Annotated in this window: 17 protein-coding genes; 12 read left to right on the forward strand and 5 right to left on the reverse strand. The window is 62.4% G+C overall.

From position 1 onward, the window contains the following. Positions 1-215 (reverse strand): NUDIX domain-containing protein (locus tag EN893_RS02535; RefSeq protein WP_128361390.1); only part of this gene is annotated, 215 nt, incomplete at its 3' end. Positions 216-388: 173 nt separating this feature from the next. Between EN893_RS02535 and EN893_RS02540 the strand changes: the two genes are divergently transcribed. Then, the gene (locus EN893_RS02540; RefSeq protein ID WP_127266577.1) at positions 389-922 is read left to right on the forward strand and encodes a sterol desaturase family protein; all 534 of its coding nucleotides are present in this window, start codon (positions 389-391) and stop codon (positions 920-922) included. A gap of 21 nt (positions 923-943) precedes the next feature. Here the strand turns inward: EN893_RS02540 and rsgA are convergent, their stop codons facing one another. After that, positions 944-1954 (reverse strand): ribosome small subunit-dependent GTPase A, encoded by a 1011-nt coding sequence (gene rsgA, locus EN893_RS02545; RefSeq protein WP_164748644.1) that lies wholly within the window; start codon positions 1952-1954, stop codon positions 944-946. A 410-nt stretch (positions 1955-2364) separates the two neighbouring features. Here rsgA and EN893_RS02550 point away from each other — a divergent pair, with 410 nt between their 5' ends. Next, positions 2365-3399: a LacI family DNA-binding transcriptional regulator gene (locus EN893_RS02550; RefSeq protein WP_127266575.1), complete on the forward strand. Its 1035-nt coding sequence runs from the start codon at positions 2365-2367 to the stop codon at positions 3397-3399. Here EN893_RS02550 and EN893_RS02555 read toward each other — a convergent pair. From EN893_RS02555 to EN893_RS02565, 3 genes are all read right to left on the reverse strand, one after another. Beyond that, positions 3387-4346, reverse strand: a complete 960-nt coding sequence (locus EN893_RS02555) for an alpha/beta hydrolase (protein WP_127266574.1) — start codon at positions 4344-4346, stop codon at positions 3387-3389. The two genes, EN893_RS02550 and EN893_RS02555, sit on opposite strands and share 13 nt — an antisense overlap. Before the next feature lie 10 nt (positions 4347-4356). Further along, positions 4357-5505: a Gfo/Idh/MocA family oxidoreductase gene (locus EN893_RS02560; protein ID WP_127266573.1), complete on the reverse strand. Its 1149-nt coding sequence runs from the start codon at positions 5503-5505 to the stop codon at positions 4357-4359. Positions 5506-5773: 268 nt separating this feature from the next. Further along, positions 5774-6535 carry a DeoR/GlpR family DNA-binding transcription regulator gene (locus tag EN893_RS02565; protein ID WP_127266572.1) on the reverse strand — a complete coding sequence of 254 codons (762 nt, stop codon included), beginning with the start codon at positions 6533-6535 and terminating at the stop codon, positions 5774-5776. Positions 6536-6697: 162 nt separating this feature from the next. On the opposite strand from EN893_RS02565, the gene EN893_RS02570 reads away from it, so the two are divergent. From EN893_RS02570 to EN893_RS02615, 10 genes are all read left to right on the forward strand, one after another. Beyond that, entirely contained in the window at positions 6698-7498 is an 801-nt protein-coding gene (locus tag EN893_RS02570) for a class I fructose-bisphosphate aldolase (protein WP_127266571.1), read from the forward strand. 3 nt (positions 7499-7501) lie between these two features. Then, a complete protein-coding gene (locus tag EN893_RS02575; RefSeq protein ID WP_127266570.1) occupies positions 7502-8452 on the forward strand; it encodes a PfkB family carbohydrate kinase in 951 nt (316 codons plus the stop codon). A gap of 88 nt (positions 8453-8540) precedes the next feature. Continuing rightward, on the forward strand, positions 8541-9686 hold the full coding sequence (locus EN893_RS02580) for an ABC transporter ATP-binding protein (protein ID WP_127266569.1): 1146 nt from the start codon (positions 8541-8543) through the stop codon (positions 9684-9686). Positions 9687-9796: 110 nt separating this feature from the next. Further along, entirely contained in the window at positions 9797-11044 is a 1248-nt protein-coding gene (locus EN893_RS02585) for a sugar ABC transporter substrate-binding protein (RefSeq protein ID WP_127266568.1), read from the forward strand. A 137-nt stretch (positions 11045-11181) separates the two neighbouring features. Beyond that, the gene (locus tag EN893_RS02590) at positions 11182-12078 is read left to right on the forward strand and encodes a sugar ABC transporter permease (protein WP_023808791.1); all 897 of its coding nucleotides are present in this window, start codon (positions 11182-11184) and stop codon (positions 12076-12078) included. 5 nt (positions 12079-12083) lie between these two features. Continuing rightward, on the forward strand, positions 12084-12926 hold the full coding sequence (locus EN893_RS02595) for a carbohydrate ABC transporter permease (protein ID WP_127266567.1): 843 nt from the start codon (positions 12084-12086) through the stop codon (positions 12924-12926). A gap of 63 nt (positions 12927-12989) precedes the next feature. Beyond that, complete coding sequence (locus EN893_RS02600; protein ID WP_127266566.1) at positions 12990-13811, forward strand: sugar phosphate isomerase/epimerase; 822 nt, start codon at positions 12990-12992, stop codon at positions 13809-13811. A gap of 11 nt (positions 13812-13822) precedes the next feature. Further along, a complete protein-coding gene (locus EN893_RS02605) occupies positions 13823-14899 on the forward strand; it encodes a Gfo/Idh/MocA family oxidoreductase (RefSeq protein ID WP_127266565.1) in 1077 nt (358 codons plus the stop codon). After that, positions 14899-15717, forward strand: coding sequence for a sugar phosphate isomerase/epimerase (locus EN893_RS02610; protein ID WP_127266564.1), 819 nt, complete (start codon positions 14899-14901; stop codon positions 15715-15717). The genes EN893_RS02605 and EN893_RS02610 overlap by 1 nt, the downstream gene beginning before the upstream one ends. Next, on the forward strand, positions 15717-16360 hold a 644-nt coding region (locus EN893_RS02615), incomplete at its 3' end, for an alpha/beta hydrolase (RefSeq protein WP_164900694.1). The genes EN893_RS02610 and EN893_RS02615, both read left to right, overlap by 1 nt.

The following is a 16360-nucleotide window of genomic DNA, read 5'->3' on the forward strand; positions in this document are numbered from 1 at the left end:
GTGAAGTATCCATCGACCTTGACGCCAAGCTCTTCCTCGGTCTCGCGTTGCGCTGCCGTCAACTCATCCTCGTCCTCGCCGACGAGGCCCTTCGGTATCGACCAGGCACCATCGTCCTTCTTCGCCCAGAAGGGTCCGCCCGGGTGAACCAGCAACACCCTGAGATCGTCGTCGCTGCGGCGATAGATCAGCAATCCCGCACTGCGTTTTGCCATTTTTGTATGTCCGTTTGCGAAGCTGGCAGCCTGCCGATGGTCCTTGAATCGTTGACGCGAACCTTGCACCAGGGGATTGCGACGCTATGTCAGGCGCGGCTGCATTGCACCTCACCCGCGAGTCCGGCAATCTGATACCATCGCCTATTTGGCGGCTCGAAGGCTAGGTGACGATGCAACTCGGTCTTATTGGCTACTACAGCGACTTCGTCGTGTATCCGCTGGTAATCGCCGTGCTGGCAGTGGCTGGGCTGCTCGAGGCCGGCGAAGAGGGTGCGCCGGGCTGGATAGGCACGGTCCTCGCCTGTCTCGGCCTCTGGACGCTGATCGAGTATGTGCTGCACAGGTTCGTTCTTCACCACATTCCCTACATCAAGGACCTGCACGACCGTCACCATGTCGAGGAGCGCAGTTCGGTGGGCACGCCGACCTGGCTCAGCCTCGGGGTGCATGCGCTGGTCGCGTTCCTGCCGGTATGGATGATCTCGGATTTAGCAACCGCGAGCGCGGTAAGCTGCGGGTTGATGCTGGGGTACCTCTGGTACATCAGCATCCACCACATGATCCATCACTGGCATCCCGCGCATCCGAGCTATCTCTACACGCTCAAGCGTCGCCACGCGGTCCATCACCACATCGACGAAGCGGCCAATTTCGGTGTGACGTCGGCGTTCTGGGATCGCGTTTTCGGGACGGCGCGGCTCTGAAGCCAGTTCAGCCTCGGCCGTTCAACGCCTCTTGCCGCGACCGCCGGGAGACTTGGCTCCGCGGGGTCCGCTCTGAGCCGGCGTGTTGTTCTGGTTTTCGTCGGACAGTTTTCGCCAGCGGGCAAGGCGCTCCGGATCGAGCGTTCCGGCCTTCAAGGCAGCCTGCACAGCGCAGCCCGGCTCATGCACATGCGTGCAGTCGCGGAACTTGCACAGTGGCGCGAGTTCGGTGATTTCGGCAAACAGCGTGTCGATGCCGGAGGCGACGTCACTGACCTGCAAAGTCCGCATGCCCGGCGTATCGATCACCCAGCCGCCGCCGGCAATGGCGTGCAGCGATCGCGACGTGGTGGTGTGGCGTCCCTTGGCATCGTGCTCGCGAATGCCTCCGGTCTGCTGCGGCGATTGCTGCCCCGATCCGGCCAGCGTGTTGACCAGCGTCGATTTGCCGACGCCGGAGGAGCCGATCAGCGCCACCGTCTGGCCGACACCGCACCAGGCAGCCAGGATGGTTGCCGCATCCGATGTCCGGGGGTTCAGCGTCACGACCGGCAATCCACGCTGCAACGCGGCAGCCTGCCTTGCATATGTCTCGGCGTCTTCAGCGGTATCGGCCTTGGTCAGCAGGATCACAGGCGTCGTTCCGGCCTCATTGGCGAGCGCCAGATAACGCTCGAGCCGGGCGGGATTGAAGTCGGCATTGCACGAGGTGACGATGAACAGCGTGTCGACATTGGCCGCGGCAAGCTGCGGCACCCTGCCGCCCTGGGTGCGGCGCTCCAGCACCGTCTTGCGGACCAGGCGGCGCTGCACAAGGTGTTCATGCCCATCGACCAGTACCCAGTCGCCGACCGCATAGTCACCGGTGTTCGCCTGCGCCGGCAGTGTCAGATCGACCGGCCCTGCCTGGGACAGGCCGGTCAGGCGATCGCGGTGGACGGTGGCGATCCGCGTCGGGATAAGATCGGCGTCGCCGGGTTCGAGCTGGTCGCCAAAAAAATCCGTCCAGCCCAGGCCGGCAAGCGATGGCATGGAGTGGTCCGTCACGGCTTTGACCACGGCGTCGCGGACATTGGAGAGTATCCCTGGCAGGTGAGGCGCGGACGGGGTGGGCGATTGCCCAGCTGTATGGGCGGCATGGCGGCATTTGGCAAGCAGGCCCGGAGCCGAGAGCGAGCGGCAAGCTTCTGCGGCCCTCGATCGTCGAACTGACGATCAAGTCGACGAAACAGCGCTATCCGAAAGCGTTTGGCGGGAGAAAACGGCGGCGAGCCGCCTCAGCTTTGAAACGTTAACGAATAATTTGACGCATGCAATATTTCTGGGTTCTATTGGTAACTGTGAAAATTGACTGAATAAGTTCCATCCAGGATTGTCGCATCCGGTCAACGGCCGCATGACTGGGGGCGGGCCGATCATGGCAGGGGATCAGGAATATATCGATGGCGGAGAAGACGCACCGCACGATGGATGACTTCGCCCAGGCATGCGGCGTGTCCCGGCCGACGCTGTCCAAATATTTCGACGATCCGGCGAGCGTGAAGCCGGCGACGCGGGCGCGCATCGAAGCCGCCCTGCGCTCCTCGGACTATCAGCCCAACCTTTTCGCCCGAAATCTCAACCGCAAGCGCACCCGCAACATCGGCATCGTCGTGCCGACGATCACCGATCCGTTCTACGCCGAGATGGTCAGCCGCATCGAATTTCGCTGCCGCGACGAAGGCTACTGGCCGATCGTCATCTCCTCGCATGGTTCGCCGAAGCTGGAGGCGGAGTCGGTCAGGACGCTGCTGTCCCTGAAGGTCGCCGGCGCGATCATCGCCCCACTGGGTCTGGCTTCCGACCGCGGCGTCTTCGACAAGCTCGGGCAGGATATTCCGATTGTCTATTTCGACACCTATATCGAGGGCGATACGCCGTTCGTCGGCAATGACAACCGGCAGAGCGTCTCGACCATCGTCGACTATCTCTGCCGTTCGGGTGAGCCGCCGGTCTATCTCGACATCCCACACGTCAACCACAACTCCGGCGAACGCCAGGAAAGCTACATCGTCGCGATGGAGACCGCCGGGTTCAAGCCGGTCGTCATCGAAGGCACCCGCGATTACACCTGGGACTTCGAACGCATCGGCTACGAGCAGACGGAAAAAATGCTGCAGGCCGGCGCCTTGCCCGGCCGCACCATCCTGTGCGCCAATGATCGCCTCGCCTTTGGCGTGATGGCGGCTGCGTTCTCGCGCGGCCTGAAGGTCGGCCGCAGACCCGATTGCGATCTGCGGGTTGCAGCACACGACGATCATCCGCTGAGCCGCTACACCTGCCCGGCGCTGACCACCATGGCGCAGGATTTCACCGCCATGGCCGGCCGCAGCGTCGAGATACTGCTGGCTCTGCTGGACGAGGCCGATCCGCCGAAGCAAGGCCTGGCCCGCACTGTCAAGCTCGGCGCCACCCTGGTGATGCGTCAGTCGGCCTGATCGTCAGCGACCTTCTCGAAGTGGCGCCAGGCAGCCACCGCCTCGGCCACCGCTTGCCGGGCAGCGGGAATATGGCGTCCCATTGAGACGAAGCCATGGATCTGGCCCGGCCACTGCCGGAGGATCACCGGCACGCCCGCGGCTTGCAGGCGCGCCGCATAGGCTGCCCCTTCGTCGGCGAGGATGTCGCGGCCGGCAAGCGCCACAAAAGCCGGCGCCGCGCCGGCGAGGGCAGGCGCCAGCAAGGGCGAGACGCGCCAGTCCATGATGTCCTCGGGCGTTCGCACATAGTGGTCGCGGAACCATGCCATGGTGGTTGCGGTGAGCCCGAAGCCGTCGCCGAAACGCTGGTAGCTATTCGATGCCTGCCGCGCGTCGGTGTTGGGATAGATCAGGAGTTGCGCCGCAAGCTGAGGCGCAAGCCCATCGCGGGCAAGCAGCGCCAGCACCGTGGCGAGATTGCCGCCGGCGCTGTCGCCGGCAACGCCGATGCGTCTGATGTCGATGCCGAGACCGGCGGCATTCCCCGCTATGAAGCGCAGTGTCGCCAGGCAATCCTCGAGCCCGGCGGGAAATTTGTGCTCTGGCGCCAGGCGATAATCGGGACAGACAATGACGGCGCCGCCGAGATTGGCCATCAGGCGGCAGATCTCGTCATGCGAATCGAGGTTGCCGATGACCCAGCCGCCGCCATGCAGGTAGAGCAGCGCCGGTGCCCCGCTTTGCGGTGCGCCGATGCCGCGATGGATGCGGAGCGCTATAGGCCCATTCGTCCCGTCGATCTGCCGTTCCTGGGTCGCAGCGACCGGCTCGTGCTCACCCTGTAACGTCGGGAACGAGGCGTTGTAGGCAGTTCGCGCCGCCGCCACGCTGCCGGTCTCGAATGGCTCGCCGCCGGCTGCACGACCAATTTCGAGGACGCGCAGCGCATCCGGATCGAGCGTCATGGTCATGTCCTCAGGCCAGCAGGCTGCTCGCCTCTTCCTCGGTCAGCAGGGCCGGCTGCACGACATCGCCCGCGATGGCGACTGATCCCTGTGTTTCACCGGAGCGCAGGATAGCCTCCATGATCTCCAGTACATGCAGCGCGAGGCTGCCGGAGGCCCGTGGGGTGCTGCCGGTTTGAAGCGAGCGCACCAGATCGGCGACGCCGAGCATGCGGTAATTGGCGCGGTCGGGCGCGGCATAAGGCCAGTTGCGGGCGCCGTAGAGATCGCCCTCGCTGGCGAAATCCTGCCAGTCGGTGCCGCGCTCCGACAGCGACACCGTGCCGCCGAACGTGTCGGGGTCGGGCAGGCGCAGCGAGCCCTCCGTGCCGTGCAGTTCGATCGGGTGGTTGGAGTGGCGAAAGACATCCCACGAGGCGCCGAAGGTGACGGTCGCGCCGGAGCGGAATTCAAGCAGCGACAAAACGTTGGTTGGCGTGCCGACCTTGAATGTCGTGTTCTTGAATGGCCCATCGGCTGATATCAGCCTTTCTTCCTGGCCGCGTGTCGCCATTGCCATGACGCGCTCGACCGGGCCGAGCAGATTGACCAGCATGGTCAGATAGTACGGACCCATGTCGAACACGGGGCCACCGCCTGGCTGGTAGTAGAATTGCGGGTTGGGGTGCCAGTGCTCCATGCCGCGGCCCATCATGAAGGCGGTGCCGGTCACCGGACGGCCGATGGCGCCCTCGTCCATCAACCGGCGCGCACGGCGCCCGGCAGCACCGAGGAACGTGTCGGGCGCCGAGCCGAGCAGCAGGCCGCGCGACCGCGCCTCGTTGACCAGGCGTTGTCCGTCGGCGGCCGAGGTGGCGAGCGGCTTTTCGGTGAAGACGTGCTTGCCGGCCGAAAGCGCGGCAAACGAAATATCGAAATGCGCCGCCGGAATGGTCAGGTTGAGGACAAGATCGATCTCCGGGTCGGCCAGCAACGCGTCGACGCCGAGTGCCTGGATACCATATTCCTTCGCTCGCACTGCTGCCATGTCGGCCGAAATATCGGCACAGGCGCGCAATTCGATCCCGCCAAAAAGCCCGGCGTTGCGCAGGTAAGTCATCGAGATGTTGCCGCATCCGATGACGCCGATCCCGAGTTTGGTCTTTGATGTCCCGTGCATTTTCGATCCTGCCTCCCAATGCGCTCATGGCCTGCCGGTTCCGCCCAGCCGTTAGGCGGATCGCTTTCGCAAAAGGCTATACAACGTTTTAAATATTGACGCGCGTAAAATTTTTATACAACATGCGAAAATGCTGGTGCGATATCGGGAGGCCGCCAGCCTTGGGAGGAGAAAAATGACAGACATGAAAACCGGCCGACCGCCGATGCGAATCCTGTGGGCTATGCGCGCATTGGATACTCGGTCGCAGCCAGGGACCGCGACGGGGTCAGGCATAGATCACCTTGGCCCCGGTCCTATCAAGCTGGCTGCGTATCGGACCCGACAGGCTATCGTCGGTGATCACGACATCGACGCTCGACAGCGAAAAGGCCTTGGACGTCCCGCTGACGCCCCATTTGCTCGAATCCGCAAGGAGGACAACGCGCCGGGCCATGCGCACGAGGTTTCGCTTCGTTCGCGCCATGTCTTCGTTCACGTCGACCACATCCAGCGACGAGTCGATCGCATGCGCTCCAACAAAGACCTGATGCGCTACCAAGCCGCCGAGAGCCGTGTCGGCATCGGTGATCAGTGTGCTCACCGTGTCTGGATAGACCCGGCCGCCGATCATGTGAACGTCGAGCCCGGGCCGATGCATCAGATGCTGCACGATATTCATCGCCGTGGCCGCGACCACGACATTGCTGAGCGGCGGTAACAGCATGGCAACCTGCATCAAAGTCGAGCCGCCGTCGAAGATGACCGATTGGTTGTCCTCGAACAGTTCTACCGCTGCCCGGGCGATGCGTTTCTTTGCATCGAGGTTGGTTTGCATCCGCCGGGCGAACGCGGCCGTGGTCGAATCCGTGGTCCGGGTCACCGCGCCTCCGCGGGTCTTGGTCAGCAGTCCCTTACGGTCCAGTATCTCGAGGTCGGAGCGCACCGTGACTTCCGATACGCCAAAATCGTCTGACAGGTCCTTGATGCGGACCTGTCCGCTACGTTGCACTTCACCCAGGATCGATTGGCGTCTCTGCTCTGACAACATTGCCCTGTCCTTGCCTCCATCCGCCAAGCAATCACCCTGGCCTCGGTTCACTCTACCAAAAATATGCGAATTCGAAAGCTTTCGAAAGATTGCATTTGTCTTTTCTTTCGCAAACATTGGGTGCAGGATTTTGAAATCAATCGATTGGAGAGTTTAGGACTCATGAGCCTCGGAACCAAGGTGCGCCTGGCGCGCCTCTTCTCACATCCGTCGGGGAATCTTTTTGGCGGCGCGGTCGACCACTTTGTCGGCTATGGCGACGTGCGCAAAGGAGGTCTTGCCGATCTGCCGGGCGCCCTTGCACGCGTCATGGTAGGCAAACCCGACTATGTCAGCATCCAGCCCGGCACCGCGCGCCATCTGTGGCCGCAATACGCGGGCAAGGCTTGCCTGGTGATCCAGGCCGGCTGCTTTACCCCAGACGATCGCATCAGTGAACTGATTGCAACGCCCGAGGATGCGGTGCGCGCTGGCGCCGATGCGTTGGCCGTGGCCATTCCGGTGCGCGGCGCGACCGAGGGCAAATACATACGCTGGCTGACCGATTCGGTGAACGCTGCGGCCCGTTACGGCATGCCGGTGGTGGCGCATATCTACCCTCGCGATTTCACCGACGGGGCAAAAATCGTCTTTACCCCCGACGAGATCGCCTATGCGGCACGCATCGGCTACGAGTCCGGCGTCGATGTGATCAAGATCGGTTACACGGGCGATTTCGAGTCGTTCCGAGAGACTATTCGGACCTGCCCGGTGCCGGTTGTGATCGCCGGCGGTCCGAAGACCGACACGCTGCTCGGCGCCCTTCAGCAGACGGCGGACGCCATCCGTGCCGGCGCGCGCGGTGCCGTGGTGGGCCGCAATCTCTGGGGGCACGGCGATCCGGAAAAGGCAGCGATCGCCTTTCGGGGCGTCATCCATGACGGCCTTTCGGCGCAAGACGCCCTGGCGAAGGCGGGTGCCTGAACCATGCCCGCCGTCCCTTCAATCCTCGGCTTCGGAGCTATTGCGATCGACGACATCGTCTATGTCGATCAGCCGTTGTCGGCGGGCAAGGGGAAGGTTCTGCAAAGTGCCCGAGCTTTCGGGGGAAATGTCGCGACGGCACTTGCCGCCGTCGCGCGGCTCGGCGGAAGCGCCGGGTTCGTCGGATGGCTGGGCAGTGCCGCCGACGACGCCGTGTTGTGCGATCTCGTTGCGAGCGGCGTTGAAACCGCGTTTGCGCCGCGCCACCCGCACGCGCGCCCGGTGCGCTCGCGGATCACCGTCGGTTCGGATGGGGAGCGATTCATCGCGTATGACGACGAAGCGATGCTGGGCACCGCGCCGGACTTTCCGGATGAGGTTCTCAGCCGCGCGACAGTCCTGATCGTCGACAGTTACGGGATCGGGTCGCTGGATGTCGTGGCTCGGGCTCGCGATCTCGGCCTTGCGATCCTCGGCGATGTCGAATGGAGCCACGGCCCGGCCACCGAGAGACTGATCGGGCTCTGCGACCATCTCATTCTTCCGCTCGGCTTCGCGCGGACCGCCACCGGCCGCCAGTCGCCGGCCGAGATACTCGATGCATTGTGGTTGCCGTCGCGGTCCGCCGTGGTTCTGACGGATGGCGGCAGGGGCGTCTTCTATCGCGGACGCGACGAGACAGGGCTCTGGCACCTGCCTCCGCACCGGGTTGCCGTCGTCGACTCGACCGGCGCCGGTGACTGCTTTCATGGCGCCTATGCCCTGGCATTGACACGCGGGGCCGAAACCGCAGGCCGGGTCGCATTCGCGGCCGCGGCGGCGGCCGTTTCGATAACGGGGCGGGGCGGGCGCGAGGCGCTTCCGACCGACGACCAGGTCAAGCAACTCCTGGCATCGACAAACGCGCCGTCGGCAGTCGAACTGAAATATGCGCGGCTCGATACTGGAACATAGCCTAGCTATCCGAGGAAAAATTTCGCAGGTGAACGTAAGCCGAGGACAATCATAAAAATCAGTGGCTTAGACTTGTGGAGGGAGGAATATGGCAGAAGTCGTTCTTGAAAATATCTGCAAGACATACGGGAACAATTTTCACGCAATCGACCAATTGAACCTGTCGGTCAAGGACGGTGAGTTCTTGATTCTCGTCGGGCCGTCCGGCTGTGGCAAATCCACCGCGCTGCGGATGATCGCGGGATTGGAGGACGTCACCAGCGGCAGCCTTCGGATCGGCGGTGTCGACGTCGTCGACATGCCGCCCAAGGACCGCGACATCGCGATGGTCTTCCAGAGCTACGCCCTCTACCCGCATATGACGGTGTTCGAAAACATCGGCTTTTCGATGCGGCTGGCAGGCAAGCCGAAGGCCGAGCGCAAAAAGCGCGTGGACGAGATCGCCAAAACCCTTCAACTGACGTCTCTGCTGGACAGCAAACCCGCGAACCTTTCAGGCGGACAGCGTCAAAGGGTTGCCATGGGCCGCGCCATGGTGCGCGAGCCGGCAGCCTTTCTCATGGACGAACCGCTTTCCAATCTGGACGCGAAACTGCGTGTTCAAATGCGCGCCGAAATCACCAGTCTGCAAAAGCAACTCGGCGTAACGACCATATATGTGACCCACGACCAAACCGAAGCCATGACGATGGGCGACAGGGTCGCGGTGTTGAAAGGCGGCGTGCTGCAGCAGGTCGACACACCCAAGAGACTCTATGAATCGCCGGTGAACGCCTTCGTTGCCGGCTTCATCGGGTCTCCTTCGATGAACCTTTTCGAGGCGACCCTGACGGGCGACGAACTGATGTCCGGCGCCCTGGCCATTCGGCTGCAGGATGCAGCCTTCGTGCGCAGGCCGGGCTTGAAGTCGTATGCGGGGCGCAAGGTCGTGTTCGGCATACGACCGGAGGATCTCTATGACAGCAGCCTCGAATCCGGCCGCAAGTATCAGACGATACCGGCAAAGGTGACCTCGATCGAAGAACTTGGATCCGAACAAATCGTCCATCTCGACATCGACGCGGTCCGGGTGGACTCCGGCGACCCTGACGCGGTGCAGGATTTCGGCCTGGCGTCGAATGCGGTGGCGAAATTCGAACCGACCAGCACGGTCCGCTCCGGCTCGGAAATCAGGTTGGCCCTGGATGATACCAAGCTCCATTTCTTCGACCCGGAGACGCATCTGGCAATCTGAATATCAGCGATAAGACCCGCGGGTGAGGGTGAGGCGCCTGCGTAAGAAGACTTCTGAATAATCAGACGATCGGCCGCATTGTGCGGGCGAATATAAAGAAGGAGGAGAAAATGACGTTTCGCATTAAACCCGCGATGCTGAAAATAGCCGCGGCCGCATGGTTGCTTGGCGCAACCGGCGCCATGGCGGATACGACGCTGGAATTCACCCAATGGTGGGAGCCCGAATTGCCGGCCGGCTCGCTCAGGGCAATCATGGATGACTTCGAGGCCGCAAATCCCGGAATCAAAGTGACGCTGGTCAGCGGCCCCTACGCGACCACGCGTGACCAGATCTCGGTTGGTGCTGCAACCGGAACGCTCAGCGACGTCGTCGGTCTCGACGGTGCCTGGGTGAACAATCTGAATGCGCAGAGCGCACTCGCCGACATGAATCCGATGATGGATGCGAGCGGTTTCGACAAGAGCCAGGTCGCGGACATCGTCAAGGTGGACGGCAAGGCGGTGATGTTTCCCGTGGCTTCCTTCGTCTATCCGGTCTTCGTGAATTTGGACCTTGCTGCCCAGGCAGGCGTGACCAAGCTGCCGTCGACCCGTGCGGAGTTTCTCGAAGCCGCCAAGAAGATGACGATCGCCGACAAGAATCAGTATGGCTGGGTGCTGCCCCTGTCGCTGCAAACGCCATCCGGCGTTCAGAACGACATGATGTCGTGGGTTTGGGCTTCGGGTCAGTCGATGATGGCGAACGGCAAGCCGGACCTTGAGGGCAAACCGGTGGTGGATATGCTCACCTTCGTCAAATCTCTCAACGACGCCGGCACCATCTCGCCCGGCATCGCCACCAAGACCGAGCAGGAAAAGGTCGAGGAGTTCGTCAACAACCGCGTCGGGATGATGATCGACTCGCTCGCGCATGTGAACCTCATCCGCAAGCGCAATCCCAAGCTGAACTTCGACCTCATCCCGGTCCCGGTCGTGGAAAACTATACCGGCAAGCGCGGCCTTCCCTATGCCTCCTGGGGCATCGGCATCTCTGCTGCCTCGAAACATCAGGAAGAGGCCTGGAAACTCGTCCAATATGTGATGAGTGAAAAGGTGAACGCCAAGCTCGTATCGCTTGCAAACGCCTTCCCGGGCAACGTCAACGCCAAGCCCGATTTCGTGACCTCGGACAAGGCTTTCGGCAAGGCTTTTGAAATCTTCAAGACCGGTTATCTCGCCAATGAGTTCACGGGCCTGCCGGTGGCAGAAGACCTGATGACCCAGTTCGACGTGCAAGCCCAAAAGATGCTCGCCGGCGAGCAGTCTCCGGAACAAGCAGCCGCCGCCGCTCAGAAGGGCTGGATGGCGAAATTCTGATCGGCCTGTTCCCGTTTGCTGACTTCGACCGGGTGGCCTGACTTCGGGCAGGCCACCCGGCAACAACGGATCGGCAATTTGAGTGGACCTGTTTTTGAAGCTTACCTTCTCTTGAAGGCGTATCCCAAGGTTGGCACATGACCCGGCAAAAGCGCTCTCACCACAAGCTCAAACGAGCGGTCGCACCCTACCTCTATCTGTCGCCCTCGCTGCTCATAATCGGGCTTCTGATGCTGCTGCCGATGGTGACGGTGATTGGCTACTCGTTCCAGAACAGCGCGGTGCTGCGTCGTGACCCATCCTTTGCCGGACTGAAACACTACCAGGCGATCTTCGACGACCCCGTGTTCTGGGCTTCGCTGTGGCACACGCTCTACTTCACATGCATGAGTGTCATTTTCCACATGACCATCGGCATGGCCTTCGCGCTCATGCTGAACAGCGACCGCATCAATCCGACGCTGCGCAATATCCTGCGCGTGCTCTATATACTGCCTTGGCTGTTCACCGCGGTGATTATCGCCGTGATCTGGCGCCTGCTGCTTGAGCCGAACGGTGTCGTGAATAGCATTCTCATGCAAATCGGCATCATCGGTTCCAAGGTCGAATGGTTTTCCTCGCCTGAGACCGCGCTGCACGCCGTCACCTTTGCCAACATCTGGGCGGGCTATCCGCTCTTCATGGTCAGCCTGCTCGCGGGTTTGCAGGGCATTCCCAAGGATTTCTACGAGGCTGCCGATATCGACGGGGCGAAAGCCTACCAGAAGCTGATCTTCATCACCATTCCGCAGCTGATGCCGATCATCATCAGCATCTCGCTGCTCGACTTCATCTGGACCATGCAGGTCTTCCCATTAATCTGGATAACGACGGGCGGTGGCCCGATCTACTCGACCGAGGTCCTCAGCACCTACACCTACAAGCTGGCGTTTTCGAGCTACAACCTGTCGCAGGCTTCAGCCAGCGCTGTGGTCATCTTGCTGATCTCTCTCGGCCTGACGCTGTTCTATATTCGCTATCAGAAGGCTCGGTAGTCATCATGAGGAAAAGGCATACGCCGAAAGACAGGCTGATCACCGTCGCGCTCCATGTAGCGCTTGCAGCGGGGCTCTTTTTCGCGGCATTTCCGATCTACTGGATGCTGAGCAGCTCGTTCAAATCGAATACCGAAATCTTTGCCCTGCCACCAACCATCCTGCCAAAGGCCTTCACGCTGGAAGCGTATGCAGCCATCCTTGGCGACCCGGTAAAGCTGCGCTTCTTCTTCAATAGCTATTTCGTGGCGGGAGCGGTGACTGTGCTGACGGTGCTGATCGCCCTGCTGGCGGCCTACGGGTTCAGCCGCTTCAACTTCCGCGGCAAGGGCATCCTGAACACAATCATCATCAGCACGCAGACGATTCCGCCGATCACACTTTTGATCCCCTTCTTCGGGCTCGTCGTCTCATACGGCATCTTCGACACCTATGTCGCACTGATCCTGACTTATCTGGTGTTTACGCTGCCCTACGCGATCCTGCTGATGACGGGATATCTGAACACCTTGCCCCGCGATCTCGATGAAGCCGTGGCCGTCGATGGCGGCACCAGTTGGACAGCGCTTTGGCGGGTGATCGTCCCGATTTCACTGCCTGGCATCGTGGCGACGTCGGTCTACACCTTCCTGTTGTGCTGGAACGAATTTCTCTTTGCGCTGACACTGACGAAGTCAACGTCCATGCGCACCGTCCCGATCGGCATCCAATTGTTGATGGGTCAGCACGCCTTCGAATGGAACCAGATGATGGCGATGAGTGTGCTCGGCTCGCTACCGCTCTTGCTCATCTACCTCGTTGCCCAGAGGTACTTCCTCGCCGGCATGACCGCGGGCTCCGTCAAGTAGGATGTCCATCCCACGGCGACGCAGGGTGGCATCAAGCAATGGGCGATACCAAGGAATGAAAGGATGAACGTGAAAGAGCTCAAAGTCGGCTGCCAGACCTTCACCTGGGAAATGCTGGGAGACCGGTTCACCGGCGGCCCCGACGATCTGCTGAAGGCGATCTCTGACGGTGGCTATGCCGGCATCGAGATCACCGACACCATGATCGGACATTATGGCGACAAGCCGGAGGAGTTCGCCGCCGCGCTGAAGGCGTCGGGGCTGACGCTGGTTTCCTTCGCCTTTGGCTCGAACAGTGGTTTTACGCTGAAGGAGGAGATCGGCGCCGACCTCGAAACCGCCAAGCGCTGGATCGATTTCGCCGCCGCCTTCCCGAATGCGCTGGTATCGATGGGCTCGGCCACGGTGGTGTCCGACGGCCCGCGCGAGGATAAGTTCGCCATCGCCGCCGAGGTTTACAACAAGGCCGGCGAACTCGGACGCAAGGCCGGCGTCCAGGTTGCCCTGCATCCTAGCTCCCACCACAACACGCTGCTGTTCGACCGCGCCGACTACGACACGATCTTTGCCTTGCTCGACCCCGACCTGGTCGGCTGGGTACCGGATACCGGCCATATCCTGCGCGGCCACAAGGACATGTCCGATACACTGCGCACCTACCGCGACCGCATCCGCTACATCCACCTCAAGGACGTCGATGCCAACGGTACCTGGGCCATGCTCGGCAAGGGCGTCTGCGCCACGGCTGCGGTCATCGAGATCGCCAACACCGCACCGCGCTTCAACGGCTGGCTGGTGCTGGAGGAAGAATCCGAAACGGCCGCCGCCGATCCTGCCGGCGCGGTCAAGACCAACCGCCAGACTATGCGCAGCTACGGCGCCTGAAGAACGAGACGATGATCAAGAAACAGGACAGACGCCTCAGGGTCGGCGTGCTCGGCTGCGGCCCCATCGCGCAGTTCGCGCATCTGGAATCCTGCGTGAAAGCCGGCAATGCCGACCTCTACGCCATCTGCGACGCGGCACCCGATCTGCTTGCGCGCATGGGCGCCACTTACGAACCGCAGAAAATGTATTCCGACTATGAGGCAATGCTCGCCGATCCCGAGCTGGAAGCGGTGATCGTCGCCACGTCGGACGCCTATCATGTGCCGATGTCGATCAGGGCGCTCAACGCCGGCAAGCATGTTCTCTGTGAAAAGCCGATCGGCACCTCGGTCGAGGAGGGCGAGGCGCTGGCCGAAGCGGTCAGGCGCTCGGGCAAGATCCTGCAGGTCGGCCACATGAAGCGCTTCGATCCGGCACTGGAGACCGCGCGCGACTTCGTTCGCGACGAGATCGGCGAAGTGCTGGCGCTGAAGGCCTGGTACTGCGATTCCACCCATCGCTACACCAACACCGATGCCGTGCAGCCGCTGCCCGTCACCAGCAGGCTAGCCAGGAAGCCAGCCGGAAATCCCAAGGCCGATCTCAGGCAATACTTCATGCTGGCCCATGGCTCGCATCTCGTCGACACGGCGCGTTTCCTGTGCGGCGATATCGTCGCCGTGCGCGCCCGCCTCAATGAGAAATTCGGCGCCTATTGCTGGTTCGTCGAAACCGAGTTCGCCAGCGGCGCGCTCGGCCATCTCGACCTGACGGTTGCCGTGCGCATGGACTGGCACGAAGGTTTTCAGCTCTATGGCGAGAACGGCTCCGTTATCGCCAGGACATTCAACCCTTGGTACTTCCGCGCCAGCGAGGTGGAGATATTTCACGAGAAGACCGCCACGGCCCACAAGCCGCTCGGCGCCGATGGCCATTTCTTCCGCCGCCAGTTGGAAGGTCTTGCCGACACGGTGCTGAACGGCACGCCGATGCGTGGCGCCAATGTCGAGGACGGCATCGCCTCGATCCGCGCCATGGTCGCCATCGCGCGTTCGGTGGAATCAGGCGAGCGAGTCGAACTCGCCTCGGTGTCGGGGGCGGTGTGATGCGTCTCGGCATTTTCGCCAAGACCTTTGCCGGCACCGATCCGGCCGCCGTGCTGGTTGCGGTGCGGCAAGCTGGGTATGAGACGACGCAGTTCAATCTGGCCTGTGCCGGCCTGCCGTCGATGCCGGATGCTGTGCCGGCGGACGCCATCGCCTCCGTCCGTGCCGCCGCGCAGTCGAACGGCGTTTCACTCGCAGCACTGTCGGGCACCTACAACATGGCGCATCCCGACAAAGCCGTGCGCGACGACGGCCTCAGGCGCCTCGCCGTTGTCATCGAGGCTGCTGCTGCCCTCGGCATCCCGCTGGTCACGCTCTGCACCGGCTCGCGCAACGCCGCCGATCAGTGGGCCTATCATCCCGACAATGCCGATCCGGCCGCCTGGTCCGACATGGCCGCCGAGATGGCGAAGGCGCTGGCGCTGGCCGAAGGTGCCGGTGTCGATCTCGGCATCGAGCCTGAGCAGGCCAACATCGTCACCTCGGCCAGGGATGCGACCCGGCTGATCGCCGAGATGGGATCGAAGCATCTGAAGATCGTGCTCGATCCGGCAAACCTGTTCGAACACGCCACGCCCGGCGAGGCGCGCGCTATCGTTGCCGCCGCGATCGACGAGGCCGCCGGCCACATCGCCATGGCGCATGCCAAGGACCGTCATGGTGACGGTCGCTTTGCCACATCAGGACAAGGCATTGTCGATTTTCCTGATTTTGTTGCACGGCTAAAGGCAGCGGGCTTCGACGGACCGCTTGTCACCCACGGCCTGTCCGCCGACGAAGCCCCCGATGTCGCCGCCTTTCTGCGAAGGCTCCTCTGATGGGCGTCGCCCCGACGATCCTGCTTCGCGACGATGCAGCGCTTCGTGTCTTCGACACGGGGCAGGGCAGGCTTCCCGTCGTCTTCCAGCATGGCCTCGGCGGTGACGCAGCGCAGGTCGCGCAGAACTTTCCCGATGGTCCTTCATACCGTCGGCTGACCGTCGAATGCCGCGCGCAGGGCGGTTCCGGCGCCGGTAGCAAGCGCCCGTTTTCGATCGCGATGTTCGCCGATGATGTGCTGGCCGCCGCGGATGCGGCCGGCCTCGACCGTTTCGTCGCCGGCGGCATCTCGATGGGTGCGGCCATTGCCTTGCAGCTTGCCGTCCGGCACCCGGACCGGGTCGCCGGTCTCGTGCTTGTGCGCCCTGCCTGGGCTTTCGAGGCGGCGCCGCAAAACATGCGCCCTTACGTGGAAGTGGCGGAGCTCATCCGCAGCCGTCCTTTATCGCAGGCGCGAGATATCTTCGCGGCGTCCGCGACGGCCGCCCGCTTTCGCACCGAAGCGCCGGACAATCTTGCTTCCCTGCTCGGCTTCTTCGCGCGCGAAAACGCGCCCGTCTTCGCCGAGGTGATGCAGGCGATCGCAGAGGATGGACCTGGCGTGACGCGGGCAGCCGCCGCCAGCCTTGCGTTCCCTACGGT

This window comes from Mesorhizobium sp. M7A.F.Ca.CA.004.04.2.1 (assembly GCF_004022825.1).
Lineage (GTDB): Bacteria > Pseudomonadota > Alphaproteobacteria > Rhizobiales > Rhizobiaceae > Mesorhizobium.

Excerpts from the sequence above, each read along its gene's own strand:
- EN893_RS02540 (WP_127266577.1), top strand. The coding sequence starts at position 389 with ATGCAACTCGGTCTTATTGGCTACTACAGCGACTTCGTCGTGTATCCG.
- rsgA (WP_164748644.1), bottom strand. The coding sequence starts at position 1,954 with ATGCCATCGCTTGCCGGCCTGGGCTGGACGGATTTTTTTGGCGACCAG.
- EN893_RS02550 (WP_127266575.1), top strand. The coding sequence starts at position 2,365 with ATGGCGGAGAAGACGCACCGCACGATGGATGACTTCGCCCAGGCATGC.
- EN893_RS02555 (WP_127266574.1), bottom strand. The coding sequence starts at position 4,346 with ATGACGCTCGATCCGGATGCGCTGCGCGTCCTCGAAATTGGTCGTGCA.
- EN893_RS02560 (WP_127266573.1), bottom strand. The coding sequence starts at position 5,505 with ATGCACGGGACATCAAAGACCAAACTCGGGATCGGCGTCATCGGATGC.
- EN893_RS02565 (WP_127266572.1), bottom strand. The coding sequence starts at position 6,535 with ATGTTGTCAGAGCAGAGACGCCAATCGATCCTGGGTGAAGTGCAACGT.
- EN893_RS02570 (WP_127266571.1), top strand. The coding sequence starts at position 6,698 with ATGAGCCTCGGAACCAAGGTGCGCCTGGCGCGCCTCTTCTCACATCCG.
- EN893_RS02575 (WP_127266570.1), top strand. The coding sequence starts at position 7,502 with ATGCCCGCCGTCCCTTCAATCCTCGGCTTCGGAGCTATTGCGATCGAC.
- EN893_RS02580 (WP_127266569.1), top strand. The coding sequence starts at position 8,541 with ATGGCAGAAGTCGTTCTTGAAAATATCTGCAAGACATACGGGAACAAT.
- EN893_RS02585 (WP_127266568.1), top strand. The coding sequence starts at position 9,797 with ATGACGTTTCGCATTAAACCCGCGATGCTGAAAATAGCCGCGGCCGCA.
- EN893_RS02590 (WP_023808791.1), top strand. The coding sequence starts at position 11,182 with ATGACCCGGCAAAAGCGCTCTCACCACAAGCTCAAACGAGCGGTCGCA.
- EN893_RS02595 (WP_127266567.1), top strand. The coding sequence starts at position 12,084 with ATGAGGAAAAGGCATACGCCGAAAGACAGGCTGATCACCGTCGCGCTC.
- EN893_RS02600 (WP_127266566.1), top strand. The coding sequence starts at position 12,990 with ATGAACGTGAAAGAGCTCAAAGTCGGCTGCCAGACCTTCACCTGGGAA.
- EN893_RS02605 (WP_127266565.1), top strand. The coding sequence starts at position 13,823 with ATGATCAAGAAACAGGACAGACGCCTCAGGGTCGGCGTGCTCGGCTGC.
- EN893_RS02610 (WP_127266564.1), top strand. The coding sequence starts at position 14,899 with ATGCGTCTCGGCATTTTCGCCAAGACCTTTGCCGGCACCGATCCGGCC.